Here is a 17,382-nt window from a genome sequence, read left to right on the forward strand (position 1 = left end):
CTTTAATTTTTTTTACATAGGAGAGTTATACAATGAATTCTAAAGTACTTCCTATTTCCAATCCTAAAGTTTTTGGTTTTTTACACCATGCTTATCCATTATCTATTATCGGGAATTATAATGATTATCTTCCATGGTTTCATAATAATTTTATTCAACTAGTATGTAACACTGAATATTTTGAGTTTAAAAATGATCATTTTATCGATTTTTATTTTCCTAATGATCGTTTATTTAGTTACCCCTGTTTGGAGGCCTTTGCCTCTAAACCAGAATTTCTAAATAGCGATATTAATATTATTGATTATGTTATCAATAGTATTAATAAAGATTGTTATGTTTATACACATGTTGACGAATTCTATATCTCTGAAAGAAATTCACATAACCACTTTACCCATAATATTTTTATATATGGATATGAAAATGAGAAATTTAACATTTTAGGATTCGATCAAAATCAAAACTTCGCTAAAACTCAGGTAACTTTTGAAGAATTTGGTGAAGCATACCTTAATGCTGATTATAAACTTACGATTTTGTACTGCTATAACAATTATGTTAAGCCACAAACTAATATCCAGAGTATAGTTAGATCCATAAATGATTACCTATTATCTATAAACACCAATCAAGGAAATGGTTTTTTGCCACCTAACCCTGTATTTGGAATCAGAACATATGAGTATATCAAGAAATATATCGAAATGATTAAATTAAGTTCTCATCAAGCAGATATACGTCCCTTCCATATTTTATTAGAACATAAGTCGTGTATGGTTGAGAGAATAGTATATTTGAAAGAAAAGAAATATCTAAGAGACCCTAGTATTTATTCCGAATATCAGGAAATAGAAAACTTAGCTAAAGTTCAAAGGAATATTATACTGAAGTATATCCTAACTGGTGATTCCAATCTTTTATCAAATTTATTGTCCTCCATAGACTTACTAGTAATTAAAGAAACTAATGCTCTGAATAAGATTCTCTATGAGATAAGACTATCAGGGTTACTGTTATATTAATCCACAAGCTAAAAAATCGCATATAGATAAGTTATTACAATGTATAATTTTTCTACACCTATACAAAGATAATTCTATCTATGAAATAGAAGAAATAAAAAAAGTCCTCGTTGAAACTTTTCAACGAGGACTTTACCAATCCGACCCGGAAGATCTTAATGTTGCTCTATCTTCTTGATCATTCGGGTCAGATTTGTATCAATCAAAACTTGAAAGGAATTACTTAGATTGTTTTTTGCAGATAATAACGTTTATGTCCAGGTGGGCAGTCATTTTGGACTCCAAAAACCTCGTATCCAAGTTTGATGTAAAAGTCTTTAGCTTGAAAATCAAATGTATCAACATGAATTAGCTTTATTCCAAACTCTTTTGCGCTAAGCTCAATACTGTTTAACAAATCCGTACCGAGCCCATTATTTCTATAATCGGAATTTACCCAAAGGGCATCGATGAGTAAACAATGCCAAGCATAGTATACACAATTTATCCCTGCAATAATTTCCCCGTTCTCGTTCTTAATATTCTTATTTATTTTTGAGAAAGGTATAGGTGCAGTAAATGGTACATTTGATGCATTAAATTCTACGATTCTCTCTTCAATAAAATTAGCGTCCTCCATGTTACTCTCCACAATATTATAATTCATAGTTTTATTTTCTCCTCTCATAATAAAGAAAGTCATGATTAATAATCAATTTGATTAACATTTTTTTTAAGTTCCACTAAATGTTTTTAGAATCTTCTTAAAAAAACTATTTGATGATAGTATTCCTCGGTTAATGACCATACACTTGAATGGCAAATTTCGAGGCACTCTGTTGTTGAATCTGCGATGTGCCTTCAATTACCTCTAATACTTTCGCTTCCCGAAAGAGTCTTTCAATGGAATATTCATTGTAAAACCCATTGCCACCATGAATTTGTAAAGCATCACTTGATACTGTTACTGCCACTTTTGATGCAAAGTATTTGGCCATTCCCGTCATTTCTATAGCTGTCCAATCATTATTTTGACGAAGCCCTCCAACACTCTTACAAAATGCTCGTGCAGCATTTATTTCAGTTATAGCATCACCTATCATCTTCTGAATCAACTGATGATTAATAATTGGAGTACTAAATTGAGTTCTTGAACATGCATAACGTACCATTTGTTCTAAACATTCTTGTGCGATCGCAACACCTCCCCATGCAACACTATAGCGTCCTTGATCTAGAGCAGAATTTACTACAAAAGAAAATCCACCTCCTTCCGGACCAATTAAATTTTCTTTAGGTATCAGAACTTGGTCAAACGTTATTTCAGCTATATGAGTCGCCCGACCAGCTAATAATCCTTTAATAGGTGATGTCGTGACCCCCTCTGTTTCCTTATCAATTATAAAAGCCGATACTTTACCTGCATTTTGTGCAATTACAATAAAGAAATTTGCAATATCCCCAAATGATATCCATTTTTTCTTGCCAGTGATTTTATATCCTTTTCCACAATTCTCGTATGTTGTCTTAACTTGAGAAGCATCACTTCCAATCTCAGGCTCAGTCAGTGCAAAGGCTCCGATACCTTTACCCGTTATAATTTGCGTCAGCCATTTGTTTTGCTGCTCCTCGGAACCATATTTCGCCAATGTCTCGCCAACCAATGAAGTTTGGACAGTAAGAAGGGTTCTCATTGTACAACATGCCTTTCCTATTTCTTCAATGAATAATCCATATTGTACAGGACTCATCGATTTTCCACCAAATTTTTCAGAAAAAGGCAATGATAAGTATCCTTTTTGAGCGAACATAGTGACTAACTCTAGAGAGATGGCTTCTTTCTCATCCATTTGTTTGGCTATCGGTCTTATATGGCATTCCGAAAACTCCTTAGCCTCGTCTAGAAATATAGATGTGAATGTCATATTAGTTTATCTCCCTAGTTTTTATTGGTATTCCCTCATACCATTCATGAAGGTAATCCATTTCAAATTGAAGGATGTTCGCAAAAGTCTCGCTCAAGGTTTCTTTTTGTCTCTCGGTTATTCTGCCGCTATAAATTAGTTTTACAACATTATTGCGTACTTCTGTCCATAATTCAGCCAATCGTTCTATTAGCATACAGGAATGTTTGCCAAAGATAATCTCATCACGAACTCTCTCCAAATGTTTCGTATTCATTTGGCGGGTAAGTTGATCAATTACTTCTTCAGCATGATCCAACAGACACTGGAAATCACATAATAATGTAGATTCAAAGAAATAAATATACGAGTTTAAGTCCTCAATTCCTTGGTCTGCCAATTGCCTGTTGCACTGTAAATGCTTTTGGAGCTGCTCCCCTCTATCTGTTATTTTCGATTCGTGTTGTATTGTAGGGTCCATGAAATCACAGAATTCATAATATAAAGGTCCATCATAATGATCCCCAAATTGATTTTTAAAACCATTGTAGCAATTCTTTAAATCTTCATACGAAATCATTTGCGGAGCATAATTAAGACTAAATTGATTCAAATGCTCAATAATATAAAAAACTCTCAAATCAGCATTGTATCCATACACTAGCCACGTATGCGGTAAATGAACTTTTTGATAAGTTTCTTGTCGAATTGACTCATGATAGCAATCAACCCATATAATAACTGGCTTTTTCTGTTTCAACGATCTTATAATTTCATCTATAATGTCTTCAGTATACTTTTTGGTTACCATCGAAATATTTTGCTGACTCAGCAACTCTTCTAGCGACTGCATAGGGAGATAGTTATTTATATCTGCAAAAAATGGATCCTCCTTGTCCCATTTGAAAACAATCCAATCATTAGAAAGAAAAGTTTCAACATTATTACGATAAAGCTCTATCAATGGAAATAACGAATTATAAAAACAGCTTTTATAAAACACCTTATTGTATGGCTCTATATTTTCAATGATGACAGAACTCTCATCCTTCTCCTCCATGATTTCCACTATCGGCCAATCACCCTCATCTGCGTTCTCTCTACTTGATGTTATATGTTGATTATCAACAGCGAAGGACGCGAGCCTACTTATTGTTTTGAACTTATTTAAGTCGGTTACTTTTAGTGGTAAACCAAGTTGCTCCATTTCATATTCAAATCTAAGAGCCGTAATAGAATGCCCTCCAATATCAAAGAAAGATTGATCAACATCAATCAATGTAACATCCAATAGCTTCGACCAGACTTCAGCTATTGCTTTCTCCATTTCTGTCCTTGGCAGATTCACAATATTTAGTTCATATTGTTCTGCAAGAGTAGATAAAGCTCTTCTGTTTAATTTACCATTTGGAGTAAGCGGTAACTCTTTTGACCTGATAAATTTAGAAGGAATCATATATTCAGGGAGCTTATTGCCAAGAAATAATCTTATCTCATCAATATTTAACTCCTGGTTTGTAACAAAAAAGGAGCGAACGTATTTACTTCCATCCATATTTGTAAAAATATCAACAGCAGCTTGCTCTATTCCACTAACACCAAGCAATGCACTTTCGATCTCTTCTAGCTCTATTCGATATCCGCGAATTTTAACTTGGTTGTCCATTCTTCCGATAAATTCAATATCACCATTCTGCAATAGCTTCGCCATATCCCCTGTGCGATATAGCCGTTGATTAAGTGACTTGACATACGGAAATTGCTCTTTCGTAAGATCTTCTTTGTTGAAATAACCTCTAGCTAACCCATCGCCACCTATACATAATTCGCCAATTAAACCTGACGGAAGTATCTTCATGTCTCTGTCTGTAATATAGATCTGAGTATTTGCAATCGGCACTCCAATAATATTGGATCGCGTTTCACCTTTAATTTCCTTAAGTGCAGACCAGATTGTCGTTTCTGTTGGTCCATACAAATTCAGCAACTTAGGGTTCGTCAGATCATACAACTCATTTAGCGTATTGTTGTGAAGTACCTCACCACCAATAAGTAAATAGTCTAACTTGTTCAAATAACTCTTTGCCTCTGGCCCGAGGAGGAGAAGTTCCAACCGGGAAGGTGTCATTTGAACCATAGAAATATCATAACGCTCCATCAGTTGAAAAATGGACTTAGGGTTCACGACTTCTTGTTTACGCCCAATCACGACCCTCATCCCATGAGTCAAGGGCACAATAAGCTCCAAAAAAGAAATATCAAACGATATCGTAGTCAGTGCCAATATGGATTGACCTACTCGAAACTCAATAGACTGGCTTATTGCTTGAATAAAATTATGAGCTGCCCGATGCTCTATCATTACACCTTTAGGCTCCCCGGTAGATCCAGAGGTATATATTAGATAAGCTAAGTCATCCGCTTTGCAACTGTTTATTACAGGCTTAGTGATAAGTGCTTCATGCCCAATCGAAGAAACATCTATGCAAATGATTGATTGTGCTCCTATTGACAGGTCTAGATGTGTCGAATCTGTAACAAGAATCTCAACTTGACTATGTCTTAACATATATTCTCTACGTTCTGTAGGAAATTCTGGATCAATAGGCAAATAAGCAGCGCCTGATTTAAGAATTCCCAATAAGGCGACGAGCATATCTATGGAACGTTCAATGCATAATCCTACAACTGAGTTTGGTTTAACACCTAAATTATTCAATATATGGGCTAATTTATCAGCTTTATCATTTAGTTCTTTATAAGAAATCTTTTCGTTACCACAAATAATTGCTGTAGCATCAGGCGTACGCTTAACTTGTTCTTCAATTAATTGATGAATAGTCATATCTTTATTGTATTCTAGGTTTTTATTGTTAAGTTTTAAGATTTCAGGACTTTCTTCTAAAGTAATCATTGAAATTTGATCTAAAGCTATTAACGGATTATTAATAATATTATCGACAATTCGAATAAAATGAGTGTATAGCTCTTCTACCATCCTCTTTTCATAAACATTCGAATTATACTTGAATTGTAAACGCATTACCTCATCCATAGAAATAACTACTGAGAAGTTGTAGGTGAACTGCTCGAAGTAATCCTCACCTTTGACAGAGAAATCCTCACCATAAATATTCAACTGGTCTTCCATAGGATAATTTTCAAATACAACAATGTGGTGGATTAGTTGATCCTTCAAATCGGAACAAGATTGAATCTCATACAAAGGACAAGACTGAAAAGGTACCGAGTTAATTGCATCAACATGGACTGTCTTAATCCAATTAGAAAAGGAAGAATTATTTTGGATATTAATTCTAGTCGGTATTGTATTGATAAACAGATCTACCGTATTTTCAATATTATTCAAATGAGCTGGACGTCCAGAAACGACGGTACCGAATACAACATCATTTGAATAATTATATTTCCCTAGTAAAATTCCCCATAACCCTTGGAACATTGAATAGAAAGTAACACCGCACTTTCTAGCCAGTTCCTTCATTTCATCCAAACGTTTCCCATCTAAAACAAATTCAATTTCTTCACCCTCATACTTAACCTGTTTTGCATTAGTATGGGCCGGCAAAGAGAGATTGGTTTCGTACCCTGTTAAGTATTCTTTCCAGAATAGTTTAGCCTTGTCCCAATCTTGCTGCTGTATCCAATCAATATAATCTAATTTTGAGGACATTTCAGAACCACACTGACTTGGATCCACTCCATCATCATAGTAAAATTTCATAAAGTCTTTGATCAAAATTCCGATACACCAACCGTCCATAATAATATGATGCCACGTCCATACGAATTTAAAATGCCCCTCCGATAGCTCAACTACTGACATTCGAATTAATGGATCCTTCATTACATTGAACCCTCTAGTAATATCCTCGGACAAATAAACCTGGTAACTTGCGTAATCCAGGTTCAACCAAGAAAAATCAGCATTGCGAGACTTCAATACAACCTGTAGTGGATCACCAAGTCTATCATGTATAATGACCGTTCGTAATGCCTCATGCTTGGCTATCAATAACTCAAAGCTTTTCTTTAATACATTTTGATTCACTCTGCCATGTACATTCTGCGTAATTTGTAAAATATAGGCCTTAGGATTTTTTTGTACTAAAGAATCATACAGTATACCTTTTTGCATTGGAGTCAACGGATAGATGTTATCTATTTCTACTCTACTCATACTAGTCTCCTTGTTTATAGGGTAAGTGAACTATTACCAATGTCCCCTTATTAATTTATGTTCTCTAAATATTGCTGAATTGCACTTAATCGATCATTTGTCAATTGTTTGTATGCAAAATCAGATAAAGTTTTCTCCTGTTTAGCCCTTCCCTTACAAAAATGCATTATTTTAATAATTTGCTCCTTGTAATCTCGTGTAAAGCTTTCTATAGCCCCTATATCCAATTGTTGACTGTCGTACGTAAAGGTGACTCTCAACTTTTCCTCTACTATTAAAGAATTAATTTCTAACACATATTTACTTGTTATATCTGGATGCGTTGGCTTGCCCGCATTAATATCGGATAAACTAAAGATACTTCCTTCGATACTACTATCGAATTCCCCGAGATAGTTAAACAAGATATCCGATTTCAAATCCAAAGATCTATCTATAATACTCGGTGATTGCAAGTAACGAAGTACTCCAAATCCAAGTCCCCCATTAGGAATATTACGTACTTGTTCTTTCGTTTGTTTAATAATTCCAGTTAGATCCTGAGCAGAAACTTTCAAATGAAATGGAAATATTGAAGTGAACCATCCTATCGTCTTGGTTAATGAAATTCCTGAATCAGTTACTTCTCGTCCGTGCCCCTCCAAATCGATTACAAATTCAGTATCTCCCGTAAAATTATGGAGCGCTATGCCCAATGCTGTTATCAAAATTTCATGTACTCGGGTATTAAAAGCATGATGAATTTCCTTCACCAAGACACGCGTCTCCTCGACAGTGAACAAAACCTCCACTTCCGTTTCAACTGGTTTAAACTTTGATGTTCCATTAGCCCTTTCAAAAATAGGCTGAGTACAATCTTTTATAAATTTCCAATATCCCCTTTGAGCCTGCAAAGTGTCGCTCTCTGAGAGCTCGTATAAATAATTTGACCATTCATGATAAGAAGTTGTAGGCCTTCTTACGGATAGACTGCCATTCTTAAGGCTACGAAGTTCTATATCCAACTCCTCTAATAATATTCGCCACGAGACACCATCAACAATTAAGTGATGAATTACAATAAGAAGATGATCACCATGGTTAGCCTTTGCAATTAATATCTTGATTAATGGCCCCTGCTGAATATTAATTTTTGAATGAAGCTTATCTGCTTCGCATTCCAGCTGTGTCCTATAATCTTGAACACCTCGATAATCAATAACTTCTAGGTCAAAATACTTGCCACTACGCTCGTTTATATAGGGGACGATTACATTATTACATATGTTAAACGTCATTCTTAAGCTGTCGTGTCTGTCTGTAATTGACTTAAAAATCTTCTCAACCACCTCCGCATCAAACCTTTGATCGCTAAAAAGCATTACTCCTTGATTATAGTGATTGACAAACTCATGTGGATATTCAAATAGCCAGTGTTGAATTGGTGTTAATTGAGTTTCACCCGTAAACACTTTGTGCAACACTTGATCATTACAATTGTCGATGAATGGGATGAGATCGGCCAAAATCGGATATTTGAGAATATGTTCGACTTCAACGTTCATCCCTTGCGAATGCAGTCGTGAGGCAATTTGTATAGCCTTAATAGAATCTCCGCCTAATTCATAAAAGCTATCATCTAAACTTAGCTCATCTACTTTTAGAACACTTTGCCAAACATCACTTACAACTCGCTCATTAATCTCAGAGGCTCTTCTGATTTCTCTAGGCATTGACAAAGCTGATAGAGGATCCGGCAACTGATTCTTATCTACCTTCCCGTTAATCGTGATTGGCATGATGGGTATTGATATAAGATAGGTTGGAATCATATGGGCCGGTAACTTATCATCAAAAAATTGTCTGAGTTCTTTATTAGGCACAATCGGCTGAGAAACGTAATATAAACAGAGTTTTTGCTGGTCATCATCCTGAATGAGTTTAGTGAAAACATCTGTGACAAACGGACAATGTAATGCAGTCTGCTCAATTTCTCCGATTTCAATTCGATGTCCACGGATTTTCACCTGCTGATCTTTTCTCCCGATATATACGAGTTCAGTGTTTCGATTCCACTTAACCAAGTCCCCTGTTCTGTAGCACTTATCTCCCGACTTATAGGGATGCGGAATAAAACGCTCATCAGTCAAAGCTTGGTTGTTCTTGTATCCGCGAGCCAAACATTCACCGCTTACATAAAGTTCTCCAATAGCCCCGATTGGAATCCTTTTCATGTTATCATCTAAAACCAATAATGAGTGATGATTTAGTGGAACGCCGATATTGCTTACCCCTAATTCAATATCAGCTTCGTCAATTTCCTTGTAAGTCGTATGCACCGTTGTTTCCGTAATTCCATACATGTTTACGAGCTTTACTATTGGATACTTACTTTTCCACTTTCTGAGTATTCCTGGGTTCAATTTCTCTCCTCCAAAAATAATGGTGTGCAGGTATAATCCTGTATCCTGTCGCTCCATCTCCTCCTCAGAAATCATATTGAAAGAGGTCGGCGTTTGATTAAGTATTGTTACCTTCTCTCTCCTAAGCAAGTTCAACAAATCTCTCGGATTCCTTGCTGTCATTTTCGATACAATAATAAGCTTGCCGCCATACAAGAGTGCCCCGTACATTTCCCATACTGAGAAATCAAAACAAAATGAATGACAGCAAGACCATACTTCCATTGGCCCAAAATTAAACTTACCATTCGCTAATAAAAGTTGAATGACATTTTTATGCTCGACCATAACCCCTTTCGGCTGGCCAGTTGTTCCTGATGTGAAAATCATATAAGCTAGGTCATTATCTCTATTGACGGGAACCAGGTTTCCTCTCACAACATTCCAATTCATTTCACTCAACACTATCAAGCCAATATCCCAGTCTAATGGTTGATCAGCTATCATTAGACTGGCGCCGCTCTCCTGAAGCATGTATGACAAACGTTCTTGGGGATATTCAGCGTCTAGGGGCAAATATGCCCCTCCCGCCTTAAGTACTCCCAATATGGCTACAATCATATCTATAGAACGTTCAAGCATTAGACCCACAATTGTTCCTTCTTTAACCCCTCGATCTCGAAGATGATGGGCCAGAATATTAGCTCTATTGTTTAATTCTTGATAACTTAACTCTTCTTGTTCCGATACAACTGCTGTTCTATTGGCGTATAACCGAGCTATTTCCTCAAATCTCGTATGAATTAATGTCTTCCCTCTACCAAGCCATTCATCACGAGATGCCCAATGCTGTTGATTTTTCATACCATCTGCAGTCAACAGCTCCAATTCATTCAATTGGAGCTCCGAGCTATTACCGAATAATTGAAGTGCATACATCCAATGCTGAAAGACCTGCTCGATGCTTTCCCTTGCATACAACGCCGCATCATACACAAAATCTATTTGGATATTTGTCTCCCTATGTCTAATATGAATCATGCAATCGTGCTGCAAATTCTGGCCATACTCTTGATGATGGAGTCCATCCATTCTTATAGAAGTATGGATACCCCCCTGAACTTCGTTCGTTACATGAATCTTTTGCATATAATCAACAACTGGAAAGTTATGGTTCGAATCAGCCTGTAATACATTGGATTTAACAAGATTAAGCCATTCTTTTACTGTCAGCGAAGAATGTATGTCCGAGCGAACTAATAACATGTCATTAATTCTCTTATTAGGAGAATCTAAACCAAACACAGGTACACCAACAATGACTGTATCCGTATATCTATACTTACAAAGCATCCATTTCAACGCTGCCAACAAATAAATGAAAAATCCGATGTCAGAATTATTCACTTTTTCCCTCAGACAAACCAGCAATTCCTGAGGCATATCAAAACTCAATGTTTCCATGTTAGGGTTCATATGGGATGAGAAATCAGGGGGAAATGCGCTCACATGCTGCCCGACTAATTGCGTTTCCCAAAATCTCTTTTCACTAGCGAGGCTGGGATCGTTAATCATGATTTGACTAGTGATAGAATTATACTTCACCTGAAGCACCTCCTAAACAAATAATTAAAACTGAAGATCAAACTTAGCAAGACTTGATTCTGTTATTTTATTTTTCATGGAATGCAAGGAAAGAGTAGAAAGTAAATTTTCCGGTTCCGTCACTATGTCTTCCATGATTGAGAGGAAATCCTCTGCAAAACGCTCAATTGTGGCCTCCTGAAAAAGCTGAGTTCGGTATTCAAAGACGCATGACCAGTCTTCTATATCAGGTACAATTTCCAAAGTAAGTTCAAATTTAGAGTATTTCGATTTAACTTCATATGGAACAAACGAAATACCCGGAGCATTTTTTTCCTGAACATCTATATTTTGCATTACTAAGGCAACATCAAAGAGAGGATTTTTACCATACTTTTTTTTCGGATTAGCTAGCTCTACGATTTGATCAAATGGGATATCCTGATTATCAAAAACTTCCATACAAACTTTACGAACATTTTTTATGAAATCACGAATTGTCAAACTTCTGTCTAGCTGTATACGGATCGGCATTGTATTAACAAAGAGGCCCACTACATTCTCCAAATCCAAATGACCTCTTCCGGCAATTGGTGAGCCAATGACAATGTCTTGGCGGCCCGAGTATTTGCTCAAGAAAATGCTGAAAGCTGCCATACATATCATGTAAGGTGTGCACTCCAATGCATTGGCCATCTCAAGAACTTTATTTTTGATCACAGCATCCATTTCAAACAAATAGCTAGCACCGGAGTAATTTATGTGTGGCGTTCGCGAATAGTCAGTTACTAACTCAACGTCATCAGAATAATCGGATAAGGATTTCAACCAAAAATCCTCTTGTTTTTTGACATCTTCATTCTTTAAAAATTTATTTTGCCACTCGCTGAAATCGCGATACTGAAGAGTTACCTCAGGTAAGGAATCTCCATTATATATGCGTATAAACTCACTAGTTAGAATTTTTAAAGAAACTCGATCTGAAATAATATGGTGCATATCGTAAAGCAATAGTCCATGGTTCCCGTTACCTACAATAAGACGAACTCTGAATAAAGAAGCATCGTATAAGTTAAAAGGTCTACAGAACGCTTCTAACTGCTCCTCAATTATCGTTTCTGAGAATTCGAGAGATTTGATTTGAATATGTTCAACTTCAAAATCAACATCCTCATGAATTCTTTGAAACACTTGTCCATCTTGGATGAAGAAGGATGTTCTTAACGCTTCGTGCCTTTCTATAAGCACTTTAAACGCATGCTTAATACGTTTCTGGTCATATGCACCCTGAATCATAATTACACCAGGTAAATGATAAGCATTACCTAAATCGCTGCTTTGTTCTAGAGCAAATAAACGTGTTTGCGCAGTCGAAGTTTTATAATAACTTTTTCGCTGTACAGGAAAAATACTATGAAATTTAATGTCATTTAAGTTTTCAATATACTTAGCTAAGCTTCTAATCGTTGGATACTTAAAAATATCTTTCAAAGAAATCTCTACTTGCATTTTCTTCTGAATTCTATGCATCACATATGTTGCTTTAAGTGAGTGCCCGCCCAACTCAAAAAAATGATCATTAATTGATATATATTCCAAATTAAGAACATCTTTCCATATCTCAATTAACTTAGATTCAATTTCGCTTATAGGTTCTTCAATTTGTCTAAAAACTACCTCTTCACTTAGGTCCATGTCAGATAGCAATCGTTTATCTGCTTTCCCACTTTTGGTAAGAGGCATTTCCTTTATCGCGTAATATTTACTAGGGATCATATAATGTGGTATTCTGCCTGTTAAAAATGATCTGATTTCCCTTGCTTCAAGTATCGTATCCGCGAGATAGTAAGCTATCAACTCGTGAATTTGATCTCCACTCTTTTTCGATACGACAGCAACCATATTTATTTTTTCATGTGCTAGAATATGATGCTCGACTTCACTGAGCTCAACGCGATAGCCACGTATTTTCACTTGCGTATCTGCCCTACCAATATATTCTACATTTCCATCAGGCAGCCATCTAGCCAAATCACCTGTCTTATAGAGCCGGTCATTATAGCCTAGTGGATGTGAAATAAAAATACCTTGATTCAGTTCTCTATTCACATATCCATCTGCAAGACCGACCCCAGAAATATAAAGCTCCCCACTAACTCCTATAGGCACAAACTGCATCTGATCATCCAAGATATAAAAGTACATATTCTGCACTGGCTTCCCAATCGGCACTTTTAGTGTATCTTTATCCATAGGAATTACATAGTGTGCAGTATCATCAGAGCATTCGCTCTGACCATATGCATTAACCAATAGCGTACTATGCATTGAATAATAACGATTGACCAGATCTGCCGTAACTTTTTCACCTGTTAAAAGAAGAAACCTTATTGTTTGCAAATCAACAGGTAAATTCTCAAACGAGATAATCCGTAAATAACTATATAGTGACGACGGTGTCATTTCTATGATAGTTACATTATCAACAGACATCTGTTGTAACCATGTATAAGGATCCATTGTCATCTCTTCGCTACAGACTCGCACTGCTGCACCGACTAAAAGAGGAGCAATTCCCTGCCATATCGAAGCCACAAATTGAACATTTAAATTATAAGAAACAATATCATCAGCCTGTATACTTAATAGTTTGATTTTACTATAAGCATGATTTAACACTCCGAGTTGAGAAATGAGAACGCCTTTAGGAACACCGGTCGATCCTGATGTGTGAATAATAAACGCGGTATTCTCCAGCGGCACGACACTTCGGCTGTTCGTCAACTTACGAATGACAACCTCATCATTTTCAATGCAGAGAATAATTCTGATGCTGCATGCTGCATATATTTGGCTGTTAACTTTAGATTGATCTTCCGGATCTACCGGAACGCATACTCCTCCAAGTTTTAAGATAGCAATCACGGCAGTAAGAGAATGAACGGAACGCGACATTGCCAGCCCCACAGCTTCTCCTAAAGTAACTTCATATTTGCTCAGATCCCCAGCTAATTTGTTGACTGCATTGCTGAACTTATCATATGTCCAAACAAAATCATCCGTTATAACTGCCGGACGATCGGCAAACTCAACTACGGAATTGTTAAAAATTTCATATATCCCTTTTTGAGGTAATTGTTCCGCTTCCCCAGCAACCTCCATCAGCCACTTTTCTTCCGATGGGGGCAAAATAGAAATTTGTTTAATTTGAATTTGCTGATTGCCTGCTACGCTGTCAAGCACACGACCATAGTGTAATACCCAACGCTGGATGGTAGACTTATGGAATAAACTTGTCGCAAACTCTACTTGAAATTTTAATCTACCATTTTGCTCAATCGCATTGAAAACCAAATCGAACTTGCTTGTTCTACTCAATATTGGATGCTGAGACACTTTTAATTCCCCGTCCATTGGAATGGACTCTAAATCCATATTATGGAGAATAAACATGGTGTCAAATAGTGGATTCCTGCTGAAATCCCGCTGAGACGGAAGCATCTCAATGATATCCTCGAAAGGAAACTCCTGATGCTGAAAAGCTTCTGCCACCGTTTGTTTAGTTGATCGAAGTAATTCAACAAAAGACATATGAGGATCAATTTCATTCCTTAATACTACAGTATTTACAAACATACCCACAAGCGGTTTGGCCTCTCGCCGTTTGCGGTTAGAAATTGCCGTCCCAACTGAAATATCTGTGTTACCAGTGTACTTATTTAATAACGTCAAAAAAGCAGATATCAACACCATGAATAGTGTAGAATTTGTATTATCAGCCAATTCTTTTAGTTTGATTAAGGTATTTGGCTCAATATCGAATACCAGGCTATCACCTTGAAAACCTTGTACAGACGGCCGCGGAAAATCAGTAGGTAAATTTAGAACTGGCAACTGACCATTCAATTTATTTTTCCAATAGTTGCGACTCGCTTCATATCTGGCATTGGTAGAATCTATATTCTCGTTAATAGAGTAATTTTTAAAACTCACACTAATTCTAGGAGGTTCCATCTCATTATAAAAATAAAATAAATCTCTTTGAATGACACTTATGGAACTTCCGTCGGAAATAATATGATGCATGTCAAACAGCAGAATATAAATTTCCCCCTCAAGTTTAAATAATGTAGCTTTGCATAATGGGGGATGACTCAAATCAAAGGATTGAATCTTTTGTTGAATCATATCATCTATTTCATTCTCGTTTGCTTTCACAATTTCTAGCTGAAGCTCTACATTAGAATGCACGATTTGCTTAATTTGCTCGTCAACCATGTGAAACGAAGTACGTAGCGTCTCATGGCGGGTGATTAGTTTTTGTAAAGAATCAAGTAATCGGCCTTGATCAACTTTGCCCTCTAGCCGAATTGCGAAAGGAACATTATAAGCAACGTTATCGCCTTCAAGCTGATTTAGCAAAAAAAGTCGCTTTTGTGCAGAAGTTACTGGAAAACTTCTCTCTTCTTCCGTATTACGATTAATTTCGCCATTGTTGAGTTCACCTTCCATAGTTTCAATGTATGTTGCCATATCCTCAATCGTAGGTGACTGAAAAACCACATCCAGAGGATACTCGATTCCGAATTCTTCATAGATTCTCAATACCAATGACATGACTTTTAAAGAATGTCCTCCCAAAGATAAGAAACTATCTGTAACGCTCTTCTGATCCAGTTCGAGTACTTCGTTCCAAATATCCAACAACTTGCGCTCAATGCGATTCCTTGGCTCTACTATATCACTCTCTTTATGGATTGAAGGCTCAGGCAGCGATTTATAATCAACTTTGCCACTCATTGTTAGGGTGATATATGGAACTTGAATGTAGTAGGTAGGCAACATATACTCGGGTAGATGCTGCTGTAGTCGTTGTTTAAGCTGAGCGTCTGTGTAGATCTCGTCTGATACCCAATAACATACCAAGTAAGGATCTTTTTCATCTTCCTTACGGTAATCAACTACACAATCCGTAATGAACGGGATACCCAATACGCTAGACTCAATCTCTTGAAGTTCAATGCGATTCCCTCTTATTTTCACTTGACGATCCATTCTACCTAACAATTCTAAGTTTCCATCAGGCAACATCCTACCCAAGTCTCCAGTTTTATAGATTAAGTCATTAGGATTCTTTCCAAATGGATTAGGAATAAACTTTTCTGCATTCAACTGCGGCTGTTTATAATAACCATGGCTTAAATAAGCAGTACGAATATAAACTTCCCCAACTTCCCCAGGGCGACAAACTTCCATTGCATTATTCAGAATTATCGATCTGACCCCGGGCAGTGCCTTACCTGCTGGAATTCTTTCTTTTTTAGCATCATCCGGCTTTATGAAATAATAAAATTTTGCTAAAGATGTCTCGGTTGACCCATATAAGTTAATGAGCTGAATACGATTACCTAGACGCTCATACCACTTGATCAGCTCATTAGGGTTAATGGCCTCACCAACCAATAAGACAAATTTCAAATCAGAGAAAGCGTTACCAATTGTTTGTTTGGAATTAACTATTTTAAATAAACTCGGAGTACAGTGTACAACGTCAACCCTCGCATCTTCGATCCACTTTCTTATGCGGTTTGACTCTAGGATTGTCAGAGGATCCTCTGGAATACAAACGGTCCCCCCAACAAACAAAGGTACAAATAAGTCTCTTAAAAAGGCGTCATTCCCCGGCTGAGTAAATTGGCTTCCTCGCACCATCGAGTTTAATTCAAGCCTGGAAATCTCCCAATTAATAAAATGAGCCACGCTACCATTTCTGCCTAAAACCGCCTTAGGTGTCCCAGTTGTCCCGGAAGTAAAATAAATGCTAATTTTATCATCAGGATCATAATCAAGTCTGACGAGTGATTGAGGCGCATCAACATTTAGCAAATCTTTTTCAAAATGCAAGAAGAGATTTTCTCTGTTTTCACATAGAGCGAGATTGTTATTAAATCTTCTATCACTTATCACAGTTTGTGTTTCAGAAATTTCCATGAATGTCCTTAAGCGGGACATTGGATAATAATAATCCAAAGGTACAAAGATAGCACGAATCTTTAGCACTGCAAGAAGTGCGATTATAAATTGAACTCGATTTTCAAGCAATATGCCTACTTTAGTCTGGCTTTCAATCCCCTTAGCTAACAGTGCATTCGCAACTTTAGTAGTCTGGGCATCCAACTCTTCATAGGTTAGATAATGTTGCCCGTACTGGATTGCCTTATCGTTTTTTCCTGCGCTTTGAAAAACACGAGCTAATGCATCTTGAATTGTATCATTTTGCATGATTGTTCCCTCCTCATATAGATTAG

General features: G+C 36.6%; 6 protein-coding genes. 1 reads left to right on the top strand and 5 read right to left on the bottom strand.

Annotation, left to right across the window (positions count from 1 at the left end; translation table 11 throughout):
- The first annotated feature begins 32 nt into the window (after positions 1-32).
- Positions 33-1,025 carry a hypothetical protein gene (locus BS614_RS26155; RefSeq protein ID WP_074096089.1) on the top strand — a complete coding sequence of 331 codons (993 nt, stop codon included), beginning with the start codon at positions 33-35 and terminating at the stop codon, positions 1,023-1,025.
- A gap of 223 nt (positions 1,026-1,248) precedes the next feature.
- On the opposite strand, the gene BS614_RS26160 is transcribed toward BS614_RS26155, so the two are convergent.
- The 5 genes from BS614_RS26160 to BS614_RS26180 all read right to left on the bottom strand — a co-directional run bounded on the left by BS614_RS26160 (position 1,249) and on the right by BS614_RS26180 (position 17,356).
- Positions 1,249-1,671 (bottom strand): GNAT family N-acetyltransferase, encoded by a 423-nt coding sequence (locus BS614_RS26160; RefSeq protein WP_074096090.1) that lies wholly within the window; start codon positions 1,669-1,671, stop codon positions 1,249-1,251.
- A gap of 130 nt (positions 1,672-1,801) precedes the next feature.
- Positions 1,802-2,929: an acyl-CoA dehydrogenase family protein gene (locus BS614_RS26165; protein WP_074096091.1), complete on the bottom strand. Its 1,128-nt coding sequence runs from the start codon at positions 2,927-2,929 to the stop codon at positions 1,802-1,804.
- A gap of 1 nt (position 2,930) precedes the next feature.
- Positions 2,931-7,109 (bottom strand): non-ribosomal peptide synthetase, encoded by a 4,179-nt coding sequence (locus tag BS614_RS26170; protein ID WP_074096092.1) that lies wholly within the window; start codon positions 7,107-7,109, stop codon positions 2,931-2,933.
- 50 nt (positions 7,110-7,159) lie between these two features.
- Positions 7,160-11,095 (bottom strand): non-ribosomal peptide synthetase, encoded by a 3,936-nt coding sequence (locus BS614_RS26175; protein WP_074096093.1) that lies wholly within the window; start codon positions 11,093-11,095, stop codon positions 7,160-7,162.
- A gap of 24 nt (positions 11,096-11,119) precedes the next feature.
- Entirely contained in the window at positions 11,120-17,356 is a 6,237-nt protein-coding gene (locus BS614_RS26180; protein ID WP_074096094.1) for an amino acid adenylation domain-containing protein, read from the bottom strand.
- Positions 17,357-17,382 lie beyond the last annotated feature (26 nt).

This window comes from Paenibacillus xylanexedens (assembly GCF_001908275.1).
Classification (GTDB): Bacteria; Bacillota; Bacilli; order Paenibacillales; family Paenibacillaceae; genus Paenibacillus; species Paenibacillus xylanexedens_A.